This is a genomic window from Paenibacillus sp. NAIST15-1 (assembly GCF_001894745.1).
In the GTDB taxonomy this organism is placed as follows: domain Bacteria; phylum Bacillota; class Bacilli; order Paenibacillales; family Paenibacillaceae; genus Paenibacillus_B; species Paenibacillus_B suaedae.
In genome coordinates, this window is record NZ_BBYF01000017.1 from 119,223 (window position 1) to 137,618 (window position 18,396).

Below are 18,396 nucleotides of genomic sequence, written 5' to 3' on the forward strand. Positions count from 1 at the left end.
TTGAATTGATTGAACATTACTACCAGGAAGAATACCTAGATCCGATCAACTATAACCTTGAATTTGGGGGCGAGACACGCAAATATCGCACCGTAAGAAAGAGAATAAACGAATGCATCGAATGCTTTTAATAAGAATTTTATATTTGTTTTCGTTCCAATAAATTGCAGTTTAGATAAATATGGTGAAATATTGATCATAAGTATAAGTGGTTTAATTTTTTTTGGGGAGGAGGATTTCATCCAAAATCTAAAAAGGAGGTGTAACAATGAATGCACGAAACAAAATGATGGCTTTGAGTCTCTGCTTTTGTATGCTGCTCGCTTTATTACCTACATTAGGTTTTGCCGAGGCAGGGTTTGATGTCGCAGCTATAGCAGGAGCTATACCGAATCCGTGGAAGCAACAAAATATCGGTTCTCCTGCATTAACGGGCAGCGCTTCTTATGATCCAGGGGGTGATCAATTTACCGTAAGCGGTGCTGGCACAGACATCTGGGGCAAATCAGATCAGTTCAATTACCTCTATCAACCCTGGACAGGAGATGGCGCTATCATTGCCCTTGTCTCTTCTCAGACCAATACACACGATTTTGCGAAGGCAGGAATTATGATAAGGGAAACGTTGAATGCCAACTCCAAGCATGTCGATTTGCTATTGACGCCTTCCAACGGGTTCACGTTCCAGTACCGGACTGAGACGGGCGGAGCATCTCAGAGTGTTAAAATTGCTTCGACGAGTCCGGCCTGGGTAAAGCTTGAACGCAAAGGCAATGTGATCAAAGGATATGTATCCAACAACGGGTTGAACTGGGGCGATCTGGGCAACTTGACTATTAATATGAATGCTTCGTTGTATGTAGGATTGGCTGTCACCAGCCATAATGTATCCAGCCTAAGCACGGCCACCTTTGACAAGGTAAAAATCAATGCCACCGGTGATGTATTCCCGCCTACAGAACCAACAAATCTACAAGCAAACCAAGTAACGGATACAACTGTGAACATATCTTGGACTGCATCGCTGGATGATGTTGGCGTGAAGGGCTATGACTTATACAAAGATAATGTCCTGACGCAAGCGAATGTCAAGGATACTAGCTACACCTTTACCGGATTAACGCCGGATACCACCTATCAATTTACAGTCAAAGCCAAAGATGCGGCAGGAAATATATCCAATGCCAGCAGCCCTCTCACCGTAAAAACGACAAACCAAACCGACACGCAGGCCCCAACTGCTCCGACAGGACTTGTAAGCCCGAGCAAAACATCTTCGTCAGTCAATCTGAGCTGGACGGCATCTACAGATAACGTAAGCGTCTATGCGTACGACATTTATAAAAATGGCACACTCGCCGGAAACACGGCTGCGACATCTTTTAATGTAACAGGACTTACGGCAAATACCTCGTATACCTTCACCGTAAAAGCAAGGGACTTAGCAGGGAATAGTTCAGCAGCTAGCGATTCGTTGTCTGTCAAAACCAGCCCTGCCTCTTCCGATCCTTATACGCCAGAGGTTGTTGCTAACAACTTGGAAACACCATGGGCTGTTGATTTTGCACCGGATGGGCGGATATTCTTCACCGAACGTAATAGCGGCAGGGTTCGTGTCATTGTGAACGGGAAGTTGAAATCCACGCCAGTCATTACGCTGGGCTCGCCTTTCTACTACATGCCTAAGAGCGAAGGCGGCTTATTGGGCCTGGTTCTCGATCCTAATTTCACCACCAATCACTACATGTATATCTACCATTCCTACAAAACATCAGACAACAAAGTTGCCAATCAGGTCGTTCGGCTTAAAGAGAATAACAACATCGCTACAGTAGATAAAGTCCTTATTACGAATCTTCCGGGTGCGGTCTATCACAATGGCGGCCGACTGAAAATAGGTCCCGACAAGAAGCTGTATTTCGCAGATGGCAATTATGGCAACAAAGACGATACACTTACTTACCTTGGAGGGAAAATATTCCGTCTGAATTTAGACGGCACCATTCCGAGTGATAATCCGTTTGCCTCTTCTCGAATTTATAGCCGTGGACACCGGAATCCTCAAGGATTAGCATGGCAGCCTGGAACGAATCGTCTCTTTGCATCGGAGCACGGTGAATTCTCTAAAGATGAGATTAACTACATTCAACTCGGTAACAATTACGGTTGGCCTAAATATGAGGGGGGGAATCAGAATCAACCAGGTATTACGCCTCCGCTCATTTATGCGAATGGCACAACCTGGGCGCCTTCAGGTATCACTTTTGTAACTCAAGGGCCGTGGGCAGGAAATCTGCTTGTTACCAATTTAAAAGGCAAACAGATCATTCGCATGATCATTGGAGAGCAGAACGGTCAACCGACGATCAAGAGCAGTGATCTTACTTACTTGTTCGTGAATAAATACGGACGCATTCGCGACATTGTCGAAGCGCCAGACGGATCACTCTATTTCGTCACCAGTAACAATGGCGATAAAAACGGTGACGGCACCCCGGATAAGCTTATTCGATTGGCACCTAATTTCTAGCGAATATGAATGTATACGACTTGGTCTGTTTAAGCTTCTAGATTAAGAATAGACCTCCTATAAAGTAGGGGGTCTATTCTGACTGGCGATATTAAGGATTTCTTCAATGAACCAAGAGAAGTAACATCTGCTGAGATTTAATTTGACGCATGAAATTTTTAATTGAAACCTATTATGAAATTCGTAAGCAAGTTGGTGAGAACTTCCCAATTGGGTTAAAACTAAATTACTGGTTCGTTGCACAAAACCAACATCTCTAGCGAGATCTCGTAAGGTATTTGGAGATAAAATACTTTGAAAATGGTTAAATTAATAACTGACTGAACTTAATTCAATAAAACTTGACTGAATTAAGTTCAGTCGTATATGATTGAATCAGATTCAGTTAAAAAAATAATGCGGTAGGGGATAAATGATGAAAAGAATATCAAAAGAAGCTGATGTAAGGCGTCAAGAGTTAATGGATATTGGTTTTGATCTTTATATGAAAAACGGTATGGGAGGATTTAGCATAAAGGATGTTGTTAATCATGCAGGTGTAGCAACAGGCTTATTTTATTATTACTTTAAATCTAAAGAAGAATTTGTCGATGAGATTTTAAATGATTTCATTGTGAAAAATATAGAAATAATTCAGCAAATACTTACTTCGAATGAATTGCTAGTTATGCAAAAAATGAAATATTCCCTAGATATATTTTGGAAATTTGTTGAAAAACTAGCGCCATACAAAGATGCGAGTTCATTTCAAACGGAACAACATTACCTACTTGAGCAAAAAATATTTATGCAATTACGTCCGCTCATTAAACAGGTCATTGAGGATGGAGTAAAAACAGGAGTTTTTCACACTGACAACTCATTTCTAACTTCTGGATTTATTTTATATGGTCTTAGTAGTATTGCCCATTCAGAGATAGATTTAACTCTGAATACAAAAAAAGAGATGGTCAATCTAATATTAACCACACTAAAATACGATCAAAAAGAAGAAAAAATCTAAAATTACATCATGGTAAATGAATAAGATTGAAAAACAATCATTGGAAAAACAATTGAAGAAGAATACAGGGGGATTAATATGAAAATTTATATTGACGGAAATAATATTTCGCAGGAACAACTTACAAAATGGAAAAAAGAACGTATTAAGAAAGTTTTCCATACATTAGGACATAAAGAATCTGAAATACAAGATATAGACGACATAATAAAAAAACTAACAGAACTAAAGTTGAAATATTCATACAATGAAATGTACGATAAGTTGAAATCTAAACTTAGATTGAGCGAAATAGGTATGCGTATCAGTACAGTTTTATCTGGCGGTAAGCGAAAATTTTCAAAAACAAGTATCTATTTAGATGGGATTACGGCAGAAGAAGCTATAAATGGAATTGATAGTTTAATGCTTGAACAATCACGTGAAAATAATCAAGTGAATTTATCGGCTTGTCCTGATCACTATGTACTAAGACCCTGTGGGAAAAATGAATTAGAGGTTATCGAAACTACTGGTAATTCTCCATTCCCAGTTCAATTTTTCATTGTTTATGGTGATGAAACGGGATTGAAAACACCTAGAGATAACTCTTATCAATACCAATCAACAGGTGTTGCACGCATGAAAAACGGTACTATTATTGGGGGAGTTCGACATCAATTTAAAGATACTAATACTGGGATAGAAGTAAGTCTAGTGGTTGAATTCCCAGCACTTTGTCCTAATAGCCTTATTAAATCGCATCAAATGCATTTAGCCTGTGAGTTTTCTTATTGGTTACAATGGATAACAGGTCAAAAAAAATAATTTTTCTCGAAAAATACCCAAATTATGGAAAGTATATTGTTATGGTTTCTAATCTCAAAGAATGATCATATCATCTTTTTGGTAGGAAAAAGTTAATGAAAAAAGCCGAGAAACCGAACATGGTTGCGATCATGTAAATCACGAATCCAAGTATAACACCAAGAAGCGAAATGACTCCAGCTGTGCGACCTTGCGAAATAGTACGAGAAATTAAGAGTTTTTATTTTTCAGTCCATTACTTAATTTTATTTCCATAGAAGAGACAAAAGCAGAACTTAGGCGTATAGTTATGTAGAAAGGAATCGTTGTAGCTATTCCTTGTGGAACAATGTTGCGAACGAGCAAGTACGAGAATGATGTGGTGGTGGATAGGTAGATGGATCGACGAATAAAGCGACGCCTGTGCGCCTTACTGATTTGTTGTATTGCGTGCTGTATAGCCGTCATCGTATTTCTGATCCAATTGAAGGGGAATAAGGATTCTAACTATATGGGAACGACTTTGTTCGCAGCAATGCTGTCACTCTTTTTTATAGTTGGCAACACGGCAGTGCTAATCAGTCTGCTTGCGCAGCGTCGGGCTAAGAGGAAAATACAATAGTACGTAGGCAGCAGCTTGGAGATTTTTCACCAAGCTGCTTTTTTGCATGTTGCTCGAGTTGCAGCCATTCATTTATGGACATTCGACCGGCTAATCAGAGAATGTTATGATATTCACAACACGATAGAAGCGAAGCAACAACCTAGCAGCAGCAACGGCAATGAAAAGAAGGTGTGTTAACGTGTACTTTGATCGTGAAACGATTCGAAATAGATTGCATGCCCAATTGAAATCGAACGGGCACATTATTGGCGTAGCAGCCGGTGCAGGGATTTCGGCTAAATATGCGGTAAAGGGCGGCGCCGATTTCATTTTGGCATTGAATTCGGGGCGCTTCAGACAGATGGGCTTAAGCTCTCTAGGGGGACTGCTCCCATTTGGGAACTGCAATGAGCTCGTCATGGAATTTGGCTCGAAGGAAATTGTACCGCTCGTCAGAGAGGTACCGGTGATGTTCGGGTTATGCGCAACAGATCCGACAATTCAGTTGGAGGCGTACATTCAAGAAATTCAGAATAAAGGATTCTCGGGAATCAACAATTACCCTACCGTTGGACTGATTGGTGGACAATTCGGCGAGGCGCTAGAAGAAGCGGGTATCAGCTTCGAGTCGGAAGTGGAAGCGATCCGTATCGCAAGCGGGATGGGCATGTTCACGATTGCGTTCGTGTTCAACCGGGAACAGGCGCACCTGATGGCAGCAGCCGGTGCAGATGTAATCTGTGCTCACTTAGGATTTACGAAGGGCGGCGTATTAGGTGCGGCGAAGGTGCTCTCTTTAAAGGCAGCCGCAGACTTGGCGGCGCAGATTTTCCAAGTGAGCGATAAAATCAATCCGAATGTGATCAAGATGATCTATGGCGGTCCAGTCAATACGCCGGCTGATGTGAAATATATGTATGACAATACGAGCGCAGTCGGGTACTTGGGCGGCTCATCATTTGAGCGAATTCCTTCAGAGGCGGCGATTACGAAGACTGCGATTGATTTTAAGGAAGTTGGGGTAACGGAGCAAGACAAGCTGCTTCATAAAATGCTCGAAGGGGTGACGAAGCATTACGATTATGTGCAGTTCGTGAAGGAATACGTTGAGGCGAACTACATGCATGATATTTCGTTTGCAGAGCTGGCCCAAGTTGCACATCTGTCTAGAACCCATCTGAGTTATTTATTCAAGCAAGAGGTGGGATGTACATTTCCAGAATACTTGACTAGATTCAGAATCAATAAGTCGATCGAGTTGATGAAGCAGCGTCATTTAGATTTGTTGGAGCTATCTGGCTTGGTTGGCTATAACGATTATGCGCACTTCAGCAAAATGTTCAAAAAGACAACGGGATTGTCTCCAAGAGAATATCAACGGCAATACAAAAACACATGAACATCGTACAAATATACATGAATCAGAATCAGAATCGCCCTATACTTGAATTGTAAGCCGGCTTAGGTAGTTCATATAGATCAGTACTTCATATACTTCCACTTCATAAGGAGGTTGTTATATTGAAAACAGTGGCGATAGTCGGTACGTTCGATTCCAAAGGAGAAGAGTTTTTGTATGTGAAGGAAATTCTAGAAGGGCTTGGATTGAATACGCTTACGATTCATAGTGGAGTATTTGATCCGATGTTCGTTCCCGATGTATCGAACGAGGAAGTGGCTAGAGAGGTGCGGGCGGATATTCATGAAATCGCCTCCAAGAAGGATCGCGCCTTAGCAACCGAAGTGTTGGCCCAAGGAATGGAGAAGCTGATTCCAAGGTTGTATTCGGAAGGGAAGTTCGATGGCATCCTCTCCTTCGGCGGCTCTGGCGGTACTTCTATTGTAACGCCAGGAATGAGAGCGCTGCCAATTGGGGTGCCGAAGATCATGGTATCGACGGTTGCTTCTGGCAACGTAGCGCAATACGTAGGTACTAGCGATATTATGATGTATCCATCGATCGTCGATGTGTCGGGCTTGAACTCGATCTCGACACGCATCTTTACGAATGCCGCACTTGCGATTGCTGGCATGGTGAAAGAAGAAGTAGCGGTGACGGTAGAGAAGAAGCCGCTAGTTGCAGCCACGATGTTCGGTGTGACAACGCCTTGCGTCAATCATGCGAGAGAGTACTTGGAGAAGCATGGATATGAGGTTGTTGTCTTCCATGCGACAGGTGCAGGTGGGAAGACGATGGAACGCTTGATTGAATCCCACTATTTCGATGGTGTTCTGGATTTGACAACAACAGAATGGTGCGACGAACTGGTCGGCGGTGTGCTGAATGCTGGTCCGCATCGGCTGGAGGCCGCAGTGCGGGCTCAAGTGCCTCAGGTCGTATCGACGGGGGCGCTGGATATGGTGAACTTCGGGCCATTCGACTCCGTGCCGGAGCAGTTCCAAAATCGTAATTTCTATAAGCATAATCCGACCGTAACGCTGATGCGAACCACGGTTGAAGAGAATATAGAGCTCGGTAAGATCATTGCCGATAAGCTGAATCAAGCAACTTCACCGACAGTGCTGATGCTGCCGTTGAAGGGGGTATCCGCACTGGATGTAGAAGGACAGCCATTCTACGGGATGGAAGAGGATAAGGCTTTATTCGATACACTTCGTACGCGGATCAATAAGGAAGCTGTAGAGCTTATTGAAATGAATGCAGACATCAATGACGAACAGTTCGCAATCGCAGCAGCTCAGAAGCTCATTGGGCTGATGAAGCACAGCAGCAGCGAAACTTACATCAAGGAGGAAGTACAATGAAACAATCACGCCAAGATATCATCAATAAATTGAAGCAACAAGTTGCCAATGGTGAAATGATACTCGGAGCTGGGGCAGGTACGGGGATTTCCGCGAAGAGTGGAGAAGCGGGCGGCGTTGACTTAATCATCATTTATAACTCAGGCAGATATAGAATGGCGGGACGCGGCTCACTTGCAGGACTGCTTCCTTATGGCGATGCTAACCAAATCGTAGTCGACATGGGCGCTGAGGTGCTGCCTGTCGTGAAGAATACGCCGGTACTTGCGGGTGTGTGCGGGACGGATCCGTTTCGCATCATGGAAGTGTTCCTGAAGCAATTGAAGGAACAGGGCTTCGCGGGTGTGCAGAACTTCCCGACAGTTGGCCTGATTGACGGGGTATTTAGAGCGAACTTAGAGGAAACAGGCATGGGCTATGACCTAGAGGTAGATATGATTCGCCAAGCACATGAGCTCGGCATGCTGACGACGCCATACGTATTCGATGAAGAACAGGCGATTAAGATGGCGAAGGCCGGGGCTGACATTCTGGTTGCGCATATGGGTCTGACTACGAAGGGTACTATCGGAGCGAAGACAGCATTGACGCTTGATGATTGCGCGAAGAGAGTGCAGGCAATTGCCGACGCAGGTCGATCGGTTAATCCAGATATACTCGTTATCTGCCACGGAGGTCCAATCGCTGATCCAGAGGATGCGCAATATATCTTCGAACATACAACAGGCATCGATGGATTCTTCGGGGCATCGAGTATCGAGCGTTTTGCTGCAGAAGTCGGAATCAGACAGCAAGCTGAAGCATTCAAGAATGTGAAGTTGAAGCAGCAATAGAACATTAGCATAGCGGGGGAGTGAGTGCTCTCATGCATCGTTCGTTGTGGTTTGCAGATCTCATTTTCGCATGAAGATGTTTGAATTTGAATATACAGCACATGTGCATCATTTTGCATATGCAAAGGGGCTTGCTGCGCTTATGCGGCAAGCCCCTTCGTTATGTGTTGGTGTCTATCTTAGGCTTTGCGGCTTCCCAATACGCGGAGTGCAATGACCGCTAGAATAGCGCCAACGAATGGTGCTGTTACGAACACCCACAGTTGGGACCATGCTTCGCCGCCGAGCAGTACAGCAGGCCCGAAGCTGCGGGCAGGGTTAACGGATGTTCCTGTCAATCCAATACCAAGAATGTGAACGAACGCAAGTGTAAGACCGATCACGATTCCGGCTACACTTCCCTTGCTTTCATCCGAAGTTACACCAAGAATGGCGTAAATGAACACGAACGTCAATACGATTTCGACAACAAATGCCATGATTGGAGTAATGCCGATGCCGTAACCAGCCCCGAATCCGTTCTGGCCAAGGTTCGTTACCGCAGTGCCCGTGGAATCAATGATTGCATACAGCAATCCAGCGCCTGCCACAGCCCCGATTGTTTGAGCGACAACATACCCGATGAAGTCTGTAACAGACATTTTTTTATTGAACAGCATGGCAAGTGAGACAGCTGGGTTGACGTGACATCCGCTGATTGGCCCGATTACATAGGCCAGCGCAATGATCGACAAGCCGAAGGCAAAGGCGATGCCGAGATTTCCGAGCTGTGCTCCTACAGTTGCTGCGCTTCCGCAACCGAACAGAACGAGTACAAATGTACCGATAAGTTCGGAAAGATATTTTTTGATTGGTGAGTGCATGTAGTTCCTCCTTGTAATACTTACGAATTGTCATTGTCAATGACAAATACCATATACACCTTTGAAAACCATAAAGAAACATCCAATATTTTCTGAAAAGTCATTAAAAATGTCCTTTCTCTGTTAAGACTATGCGTCATTACAGCAAAAATATGTTGAATCCGATTCAGAAAAAGGGCATTTGTCTTACCTTTGAAGATATAACGCGAATAAAAGAGGAAAACGTAGGCTGATGGAGAAATTTATATCAGATCGAGGGGTGGGTAAGAATTCCAATTGGTAGGCAGCGAAATAGGAGAAAAGTTCCTTGAAAATGAAAGCGTCAAAACTTCAATTTCACTCAAGCAATATTATGAAACATGCACGACTACAAAAGGAGATTCAGTTAGAACTGCATTTCCATATACAACGAAGAAAACCCGCTACTGTCGACTATAAGATGATGAAGCGGGTTTTCATTTACCCATGGCACTTCATGTTGAATCATTCATCTGAACAATCGTGGGTTCACTTTATACAGAATAAAGGACATGACCGAAGGAGGTGATCCCTTTTAGCTAAATCCGTATCTAACCCAAAAGTTTGATCCGAAAGGAGAGATCAGGATGAAAAAAATGATGTTTGCGCTTTGCTTGATGCTGCTCATATTGACGTCTTTCAACTTTGGTAGCATGGACGCCAAGGCGGCTGAGGGGGCACGGATTGCTCTTAGTAACCCTTCAAGCAGCGTACATGTTGGTGACACGTTCAAGTTGCAAGTGAGCGGTGAAAATTTCAATGATCTATTTGGTGTCGAGGTTTCGCTAACGTACGACCTCAAGGCTTTGCAGGTGCTGGAGGTAAAGGCCGGTGACGGGTATGATACTTTTGGCGCTTACAAGGATGATGCCAATGAAGGGAAGCTTTATATCCCCGTGATGAGAAAACAGCTGCAAGGAATTCCGCAGGCATCTGTTCGCCTAGCAGAAATTACGTTTAAGGCGCTGCAAGGAAAACAGGCCGCTGTCGAGATTCAGCATGTGAAAGCCGTAAGCAGCGAAAGAGTTGTTAATGAGCAAGGATACAAAGATTTGAAAGTGCTTACATTTGGTGTAGGTGAAGCAATAACATTTACAATTTCGAAGAAGGACGACCGAGATCCGTCTCCGGGATCGGGGTCAGGTTCAGGATCGGGCACCACGAGCGGACAGACGGGTTCAAGCAAGGAGCCGGTTTGGAATATGGATGCCATATTGAAGGAAAAGGATCCGGTACGTGCTGCGGAAATGCTGCAAACCTTACTGAACGGGTTGAAATTGGAACCGGCTTCAGCGGACAAGGAGGTAATGCAGAAAGCTGCGTTATCCATCCTGGAGAAACTATCTTCCATTTCTATGAATAAAGAGGGCGTGGATACCTATGTGATTGCCCCAGAGGATCTGAGCAAGCGAAAAACACTTTTGGAGGACATGAAATTATCTCTGTCTCAATGGAAGATGAATACTGCGAAAATCAATAAAATCGAGCTTAATGCATTGTTGGAATATACGCTGGGCGGACGTGATGTCAATAAACTGGGCGTTTATCGTTATAACACGGCTACGGCTGCTTGGGATTATATCAGGGAAGCCCTCCATCAAGAGCAGGCTAGTAAATTCAGGCTGGTTGTAAAGCAGGCCGGGACATACCGAGTGATGGAATATACCAAGTCGTATGAAGATATCTCCGGCATTTATCCGGAAGCTCGATATGCAATTGAGGCTCTGACTGCGAAGCATATCGTGCAAGGGACATCGGAGACGTTATTTTCGCCTAGCAAAGCAGTGACCCGCGCTGAGTTTTCTTCCATGATCGTGAAAGCGCTCTCCTTGGATCGGCTTATAACGGATCGTAAAGAAGAAGCTGCATATTCGGATGTTAGGAAAGGCGATTGGTATTACGAAGACGTGAAAATAATGCATCAGCTTCAAATAACCAAAGGTTACGACGATGGCACATTCAAGCCGAATGAACCGGTGACCCGTGAGCAGATGGTCGTCATGATGATGAATGCATTACAAATCCTCGGTCAGGTTCAGGGCGGCAATGCGCAGGCTTCAGGCAAGGCGTTTGCTGATCAAAATGCAATTAGTTCTTGGGCCAAATCGTCGGTAAATAAGGCAAAAGAAATGAAGATCATTTCAGGTACGGGACAGAACCTATTTATGCCGAAGCAGTCTTCAAATCGTGCCGATACGGCCGTGTTGATTTGGAAAATGCATCAGCATGCGAAATAAGGGAGGGGAGTCGGTTATGTTGAACTCCGGATTGAAAAAAGCTTGGAAAATGGGGAGAATTGCCGCGTTGGCTTTTCTAATCGCCTTGCAGCCGCCGTTAATGCTTGTTCCCGGAACCGCCGAGGCTTCTGTGGCAAGTGAAGATGCGATATTTGCCGGACAGGGCGGTGATCCAGCCGATCAGCCGATTGGCGAACCCGCTGATGGTGGGCCGACTGATGGATCTGGCATGGATAACGGTGAGCCTGGCGATGGTTCAGTTGATGTGCCGTCCGATGGCAAAGATGGTGATTCGGCGGACGGTATGGTTGAACAACCGCAGGAAGATCCGGTGGATGACTCCTTGATCCCGGAAGGAGAAGAAAAGGGTCCGCTGCTTGAGCCTGTAGGGGCGGGCGAACTGGCTTCTCAAGAAATTCATGAAGTGAAACAACTCTTCAATAACGGGTTTGAAGAGACGTTGAATGCGGATGGAACCATCCCGGGCTGGAGTATGTTTTTTGCTCCGAATGAGGGAACTTCCCATGAAATATCGCAGGATATGCGGTATTACGGCACTTCCAGCCTGAAGCTGGTAGATAAATCGAATACACTGCCGATTTATGTGCAGAGCGATCCGCGCCCTGTAACGCCGGGCTATACGTATAACGGGTCGGCCATGATGTATATTGCCCCGAATGCAGGAAATGCGGCCGGAGCGAGCCTGGTGCTTCGTTTCTATGATGCAGCCGGGAAACAGGTCAATACGGATAAGGATGGCGAGAACATCGTTCATTTAAGAACCGTCGGGTCGTGGACGCGGGTTACGGTCACGGGTATTGCTCCTTCCAACGCCGTAAATGCGAGATTAGCAGCTTCTATTTCTAACTACTTTACTGCGGAGTCAGGTGCTTTTTATGATGACTTCACTTTAACCTCACCGCAAGAAGAGAAAGCGCCAGGCACCTTGCATCTGCAAATGCCGACAGGCATTTCAGGCAGCCAGCAGCTTGAAGCCAAAATTATGCTGAGCCGAGGTCAGGACGTGCAGAAGGCATTTGGCAGCTTGCGTTATGATCCGACAGTGCTGGAGGTTGTGTATGCAGCCGTCGCAAGTGATTTTCATACAGGTGGGGAAGCAAAGCTGGATTGGAGTCATGAAGCGGGGGTTCTGAAATTCGAGGTATCCAAAACAGCGGGTTCCAGCGTCAGCGATGATAAACAGATCATAAATGTCACCTTTAAAGTTTTGGGTGAACCAGATCGTGTTGATGTTACGCTGCTTTCGGGCTCCGGCATACAGGATTCAGAAGGTATCCAGAACAACAAGATTTATATCGGTACATCCGATGAACGGGCTAGCACCCAGATCCGCAGAGCATCTCTGGATGTGAATGGCGACGGAAAAATCGATCTGTTTGATGTGATGGCTGTAGCCAAAATGGTGGGTCAAATGGCGGCGGGGGACAACTGGAAATATGATATCAACAATGACGGCAGAATTGATCATGCGGATGTCGAGGCGCTGACCAACGCGATCCTGTCGAAGTTGCTGAATTTGGATGATGGAGGACATGCTCTATGATACCACGCGGTATGAGAAACCGTTCAATTACTATGGCGCTTATCTTGGCACTGGGGCTGAGTACGCTATTGCCGATGGGGGCGCAGGCAGCCTCGGAGAAGGAGAGTAAATTGTCGAAATTAAAGTTTGGAACGCCCATAAATCTCGGTTATCCGATCCGTACCGTATCGATCAACGACGGCGTGATGGGAAAAGAAAATGAAAGGGATGTGCTGTACACAACAGCATCGACCACTCCTGCCGTATTTAACGTGATAGATGTCAAAAATAATGCGCTAATCCGTACTTTTGAGCTTGAAGGAGTCGCCCAATCGTGGAGACATGTCATTGCTCCCGACGGTACCGTTTATATTGGCACCAATACCGCATCAGGTACGGGAGAGCTGTGGAGCTACTCGCCGGCTACCAAGTCCGTTCAGAAGCTGAAGGTTATCGGGGGTGAGAAATCAGTATGGTCCATGACGACCGATCCAGAAGGAAATGTCTATATCGGTACCTATGATCATGGCAAGCTGTTCCGATATAATCCGAAGACCAAAGAATTAAAGGATTACGGGAGCTTGCTCGCTAACCACAACTATATACGCTCCATGGCTTACGTTGATGGTTACATTTATGCCGGCATGGCGCTTCCATTCGAAGTCGTGAAGGTAAACGTGGAGACAGGGGCTTCGGAAGTGATCTCTGACGAAGTGCCTAAAATTCTTGGCGTAGAACATGAAAAACTGGAATTTGCCTATGATATGGCCGTAGTGGATAAATATCTGTTCATCAAAGCAAGTGGAGAAGCAGGTTTGATGATGGTCTACTACAATCTGCAGGAACAGAAGTGGGAAGATAAATATATAGGTGTTGATCCAGTTAACGGTAAGGGAGTGATGAGCTATAACCAGATCCCTGTCGCGGACGGCAAGGCTTATGTGCCAGCCCACGGAGGCATCTTGGAGGTTGATTTGTCGACGCTTGCGACGAGAAATACCGGAATTAGCTTTGCTACTTCCTTACGTGGGGCGGCATGGATCGATATGGGGGATCCTGAGCTAACCCCTGATCGCACGATCGTGACGATCCAGGCCAACGGCAAATTATCGGCGCTGGACGTGAAGAAAGGACTGCGCAAAGATTTGCCCGGCGTTGCCGCCAAAGGCGGACCGATTCCGATTCATAATATGGAGCGGGGAACGGATGGACGCTTGTATATGACGGCTTATCCCGGCGGGGTCGGTGGTGCGTTTGATCCGGTAACCCGTGAATCATCCAACTTCTTGATCGGACAAGCGGAAGGGATTGTATCTGCCGGTAATAAGGTATATTACGGGATATATCCTGGCGGATACATTTATGAGACTGATATTTCCAATGGCAAAATGAGCGAGCCCAAGCAGCTGTTCCAGGTTGGATCAGGTCAAGATAGACCCTATAAGATGGAGTATGCGGACGGAAAGTTGCTGATCGGTACGATTCCGGACTATGGGCAATTGGGCGGAGCATTAACGATTTACGATTTGGCAAGCGGGGAAAAGCAGGTGTATCGCAATATCATCCAGGATCACAGCATTGTAGGTCTTGCCTATAAGAACGGTAAAATTTATGGTTCAACCACCAAATCTGGAGGATTAAACACAACGATGCCTGCGAATAACCCGGAAGTGTTTGTTTGGGATATCGCGAAAAAGGAAATGACGATGCATACACAGCTTACATCGTTGACCGGGCTTGGCAATCATCGGATGATCAGCGGCCTTACTATTGGTCCGGACGGTTTGCTGTGGGGCGGCGTTGACGGCATACTTTTTGCATTGAATCCGGACGATCTTTCGGTCGTCAAGCAAAAAAACATATATCCCGATGTGAAGGATTACGGAATGTGGCGTCCGTATTATTCCCGCTGGGGTGAGGATGGTCTTCTGTATATCAGCCTGGCGAACCGGATGACGGTTGTGGATCCGGCCACGATGGAGTATCGCTCGTTAACTCCAAGCAACTTTGAGATGAGCTTCATGACACTTGCTAAGGACGCGGACGGACATGAACAAATCTATTACACGGATAAAACGAAATTAATGATGATCCCGATTTCCGAATCTGACAGCGTAAAGACGGTTGTGAGAAACGGCTGTTTCGGGGAACCGCTAAATGCGGATGGAACCATCCCAGGCTGGAGCGTGGAAGCAGGAACGGAAGTTGAGTATAGCCTTTCGCAGGAACAGAGCTTTTGTGGAGAACAAGAGCAAAGCTTGAAGATTATTGACAAGTCACAAAGCAATAAAGGAATCGGCAGCTATCTTAGCGATCCGATTCCAGTCGTCCGCGGCGGCGAATATACGGCTTCGGCGAAACTCTATATCGAGCAGGGACTGATTGAAGGCTTGAGAACGGATGACTCCGGCATCGTTTTATATTTCTATGATAAATCCGGTGCCCGGATCAGTACGGTAGCAGGCACGGTAATTAAAGGCATGCCGCAAAAAGAATGGATCGACATTTCAGCGACCGGCACTGCTCCAGAACAAGCGGTATTCGCACGAATATCCCTATATTCTTCGGCGTGGAACATGATGGTCGGATATTATGACCAAGTGACCTTTGAAGGACAGTCTCCGGGCGGACTGCAATTGAAGGCTGTGGGCGAAGTGTCCGTCGGAGATACGTTTGATGTGATCTTGCAGGCCAAGGACGTTACCGACCTGTATGCGGTGCAGGCAGCATTGGCATTTGACCCCGCCCTGTTCGAAGTGGTGGATGTTCGGATGGCAGACGGGTTCGGTTCCACATCTACCGCTTATCTGGGTTGGGACCAAGACGGCGCGAAGGGCAAAGTCAACATCATTGCTACTCAGTTAGGAGATCGAGCACTAGGCGGCAACGTGGATATTGCGCATATAACCATAAAGGCGAAGCAATTTGGCGATCCGGCGGAAGTGGTGCTTACCAAACAGTCGTTCTTTACCGACAAAAATGGAGATGTGACCAAACTGTCTTATATGCTCTCGGAAGATGAGAAGCTTGGCATCCGATTCGCTTACGATGTAGAAGATTTCAACAAAGACCATAGAGTAGACGCTCAGGATATCGCGCTCATTGCCAAGCAATTGGGCAAGAAGCCTGACGACAGCAACCGAATGATGGACTTGAACGGAGATGGAATCATTGATATCAGCGATATTGCACTGGTCGTATTGAAATCGCTAGAGTCCGTGAACTAGGGTTCTGCCATCTGAGCAGCCCTTTATAAACAAGGCGCCCCTTCTTTCGGTTGAATGCCGGAAAAGGGGCGCTGTCTCATCTATGAGTACATCAATGAGATGTTTATAGTACGTTGTTACGACTAGTTTTGGGCGGGCGATAGATAAAAAGACCAAACGAACGAAATCATACGCTTGGCCCTTTTATTTTAATAGACTTGATTCAAACTAACCATCCCAAGACTACCGTAAGAACCTTGAAATTCCCCTTTAAGGACATAAGTTCCTGCACTAAGGTATCCAATTGAAAACTCGACAGGACTTGGGGAAGTGGGGCCAATATTCACGGTAGTCGAAAATACTCTATTAAGTTGACCAGAAGGCCATTTGGAATAGAGCGAAAGTTCAACGATTTCATTTGTAGAGCTCCACAAGCCTACACTTAATTTATGTTGAGCAGATTGACTAACTGTCAAATCATGAGATGTTGCAATATAGGCAGCAAATGCGCTAGTAGAGAAAGAGAAGAATGCTAATAGTAAGATCAATACTACTTTTTTCATTAATTCACCTCCTTTCTTGCAATGGAGTGTAAGTAAGAAAAATGTATGTATCGGTCAGATTAGAGAGAAGTCAGATTTTGTCCATTGTATCAAAATAAAAACGCTTTGAATATATATTTATTTTTATGAATAAAAAAAGAAGGTGGCTAATAATTGTCGGTTGACAAAAACATTGAGACATTACATACCGTGTAAAACGTGGTTTTTTTATTTTATGTCCCTAAGTTCTTGTCAAATAAAAATGACAAGAACTTAGGGACATTTCCGTTTTTGACAAGAACATGAGGACATTACCGACTAACAAATAATGATGTTAGTTCGCCACAAGTATCACGTCTAGTATCCACCCAGTGTTGTAACACTGACCATCAGCGGGCTGGAACGACTATTTTTGGCTGGTACCAGCCAAGAACCACTGTTGTTAAACGACAAAAAGTTGCCCTTTTGCTTTGCGGTACTGTGCTCTTCCAAGATTGGCGGTTATGTTAGTTACAAGAAATGAGATGAAAAGCACTGATAAGATTCTTTAGGTCAAGCATCCAGTTTCAATGAGAATTGGAGTTTACGAGTGAAAATTGTTGATTATAGTCTTCGAACTGCGGTACAAAAACTTTTCAAGTGCTTCATCAGTGGAAACTGCTCTTTACGCTTAGTATACTTTTTTATTTGTTTTTTGAATGATTCAATGAGATTCGTTGAATATATGCTTCTCCAGATCGGCTTGAGATAGCTATAGAACGTGTAGTTATAAGGTTTCTCAGGTAGAGATTTAATAACCCTTAGGATAAGCTGCTTTCCACTTATCACAGAAAGCTTCTAGAGCGGCTATTCCAGACTGCTTATCTTCAGCTCGGTACACAGCTTTGAAGTCATCACATATGCTCGCTCAATCAGCTACATGTACTTTATGAGTAATATTGCGTGCTACATGAACGCAGCAGAATTGGTACTTGGCATGAGGATATACTTGCTCGATAGCGACCACAATGTCCTTTAATCTTTCTGAAATAAAGAGCTGGACTTCTTCTGTACCACAGGTTTCAACCTCCTGCAGTAGCTCATTCCAGACGAAGGCTGATTCAGTAGAGGCAAAGGTATAGGTTAGAACTTCCTTGGAGCCGTCCTCACGTATATCGACTGCAAGATATACAGCTTTCCTTTGAGACCGTTTCACGTTTGACTGCAATGTAAGTAGCGTCAATATAGATGCAAATATTACGCTTAGCTAGTGCCCGCTTTGCGAAAGCGTCGACATTTGCTCGACAATAGCCTTCGTTATATTGGATACGGTTTGTTGTGTAGGATCCAAAACAAAAAAAGTTAGATCACCACTAAGATTGATATTACTCTAACTGTATATATTACTAAATAATATTTCATCGGGGTTAATCGGTATCTCATAAGCCCCTTAATGAACTTGGACACTAAGAGTGTATATGATTTA

The 18,396-nt window shown here is 44.9% G+C and carries 12 protein-coding genes and 2 pseudogenes; 10 read left to right on the plus strand and 4 right to left on the minus strand.

Going from position 1 to position 18,396, the window contains the following annotated elements:
• The first annotated feature begins 268 nt into the window (after positions 1-268).
• The 3 genes from PBN151_RS25050 (at position 269) to PBN151_RS25060 (ending at position 4,340) form a co-directional block, all read left to right on the plus strand.
• Positions 269-2,530, plus strand: coding sequence for a PQQ-dependent sugar dehydrogenase (locus PBN151_RS25050; RefSeq protein WP_072731258.1), 2,262 nt, complete (start codon positions 269-271; stop codon positions 2,528-2,530).
• 415 nt (positions 2,531-2,945) lie between these two features.
• On the plus strand, positions 2,946-3,533 hold the full coding sequence (locus PBN151_RS25055; RefSeq protein WP_072731259.1) for a TetR/AcrR family transcriptional regulator: 588 nt from the start codon (positions 2,946-2,948) through the stop codon (positions 3,531-3,533).
• Between the two features lie 78 nt (positions 3,534-3,611).
• Complete coding sequence (locus PBN151_RS25060; protein WP_072731261.1) at positions 3,612-4,340, plus strand: hypothetical protein; 729 nt, start codon at positions 3,612-3,614, stop codon at positions 4,338-4,340.
• Between the two features lie 94 nt (positions 4,341-4,434).
• Here PBN151_RS25060 and PBN151_RS25065 read toward each other — a convergent pair.
• Positions 4,435-4,554, minus strand: a pseudogene (locus PBN151_RS25065) (LysE family translocator); the annotation flags it as partial.
• A 162-nt stretch (positions 4,555-4,716) separates the two neighbouring features.
• Between PBN151_RS25065 and PBN151_RS25070 the strand changes: the two are divergent.
• From PBN151_RS25070 to PBN151_RS25085, 4 genes are all read left to right on the plus strand, one after another.
• Positions 4,717-4,941 (plus strand): hypothetical protein, encoded by a 225-nt coding sequence (locus PBN151_RS25070; RefSeq protein WP_072731263.1) that lies wholly within the window; start codon positions 4,717-4,719, stop codon positions 4,939-4,941.
• Positions 4,942-5,122: 181 nt separating this feature from the next.
• Positions 5,123-6,322, plus strand: coding sequence for a phosphoenolpyruvate hydrolase family protein (locus PBN151_RS25075; protein WP_139295422.1), 1,200 nt, complete (start codon positions 5,123-5,125; stop codon positions 6,320-6,322).
• A 122-nt stretch (positions 6,323-6,444) separates the two neighbouring features.
• Positions 6,445-7,689: a Tm-1-like ATP-binding domain-containing protein gene (locus PBN151_RS25080; protein WP_072731266.1), complete on the plus strand. Its 1,245-nt coding sequence runs from the start codon at positions 6,445-6,447 to the stop codon at positions 7,687-7,689.
• On the plus strand, positions 7,686-8,522 hold the full coding sequence (locus tag PBN151_RS25085; protein WP_021255131.1) for a phosphoenolpyruvate hydrolase family protein: 837 nt from the start codon (positions 7,686-7,688) through the stop codon (positions 8,520-8,522). The genes PBN151_RS25080 and PBN151_RS25085 overlap by 4 nt, the downstream gene beginning before the upstream one ends.
• A gap of 179 nt (positions 8,523-8,701) precedes the next feature.
• On the opposite strand, the gene PBN151_RS25090 is transcribed toward PBN151_RS25085, so the two are convergent.
• The gene (locus PBN151_RS25090; protein ID WP_072731267.1) at positions 8,702-9,385 is read right to left on the minus strand and encodes an MIP/aquaporin family protein; all 684 of its coding nucleotides are present in this window, start codon (positions 9,383-9,385) and stop codon (positions 8,702-8,704) included.
• Between the two features lie 605 nt (positions 9,386-9,990).
• Here PBN151_RS25090 and PBN151_RS25100 point away from each other — a divergent pair.
• From PBN151_RS25100 to PBN151_RS25110, 3 genes are read left to right on the plus strand one after another with little or no spacing between them, the layout of a single operon-like run.
• On the plus strand, positions 9,991-11,640 hold the full coding sequence (locus tag PBN151_RS25100) for an S-layer homology domain-containing protein (protein WP_072731269.1): 1,650 nt from the start codon (positions 9,991-9,993) through the stop codon (positions 11,638-11,640).
• A gap of 16 nt (positions 11,641-11,656) precedes the next feature.
• Entirely contained in the window at positions 11,657-13,204 is a 1,548-nt protein-coding gene (locus tag PBN151_RS25105) for a dockerin type I domain-containing protein (RefSeq protein ID WP_072731271.1), read from the plus strand.
• A gap of 11 nt (positions 13,205-13,215) precedes the next feature.
• Positions 13,216-16,410 (plus strand): cohesin domain-containing protein, encoded by a 3,195-nt coding sequence (locus PBN151_RS25110; RefSeq protein ID WP_175560795.1) that lies wholly within the window; start codon positions 13,216-13,218, stop codon positions 16,408-16,410.
• Positions 16,411-16,598: 188 nt separating this feature from the next.
• Here the strand turns inward: PBN151_RS25110 and PBN151_RS25115 are convergent, their stop codons facing one another.
• A complete protein-coding gene (locus PBN151_RS25115) occupies positions 16,599-16,952 on the minus strand; it encodes a hypothetical protein (RefSeq protein ID WP_072731278.1) in 354 nt (117 codons plus the stop codon).
• Positions 16,953-17,521: 569 nt separating this feature from the next.
• Positions 17,522-18,252, minus strand: a pseudogene (locus PBN151_RS32100) (IS256 family transposase); the annotation flags it as partial.
• Between the last annotated feature and the right edge of the window lie 144 nt (positions 18,253-18,396).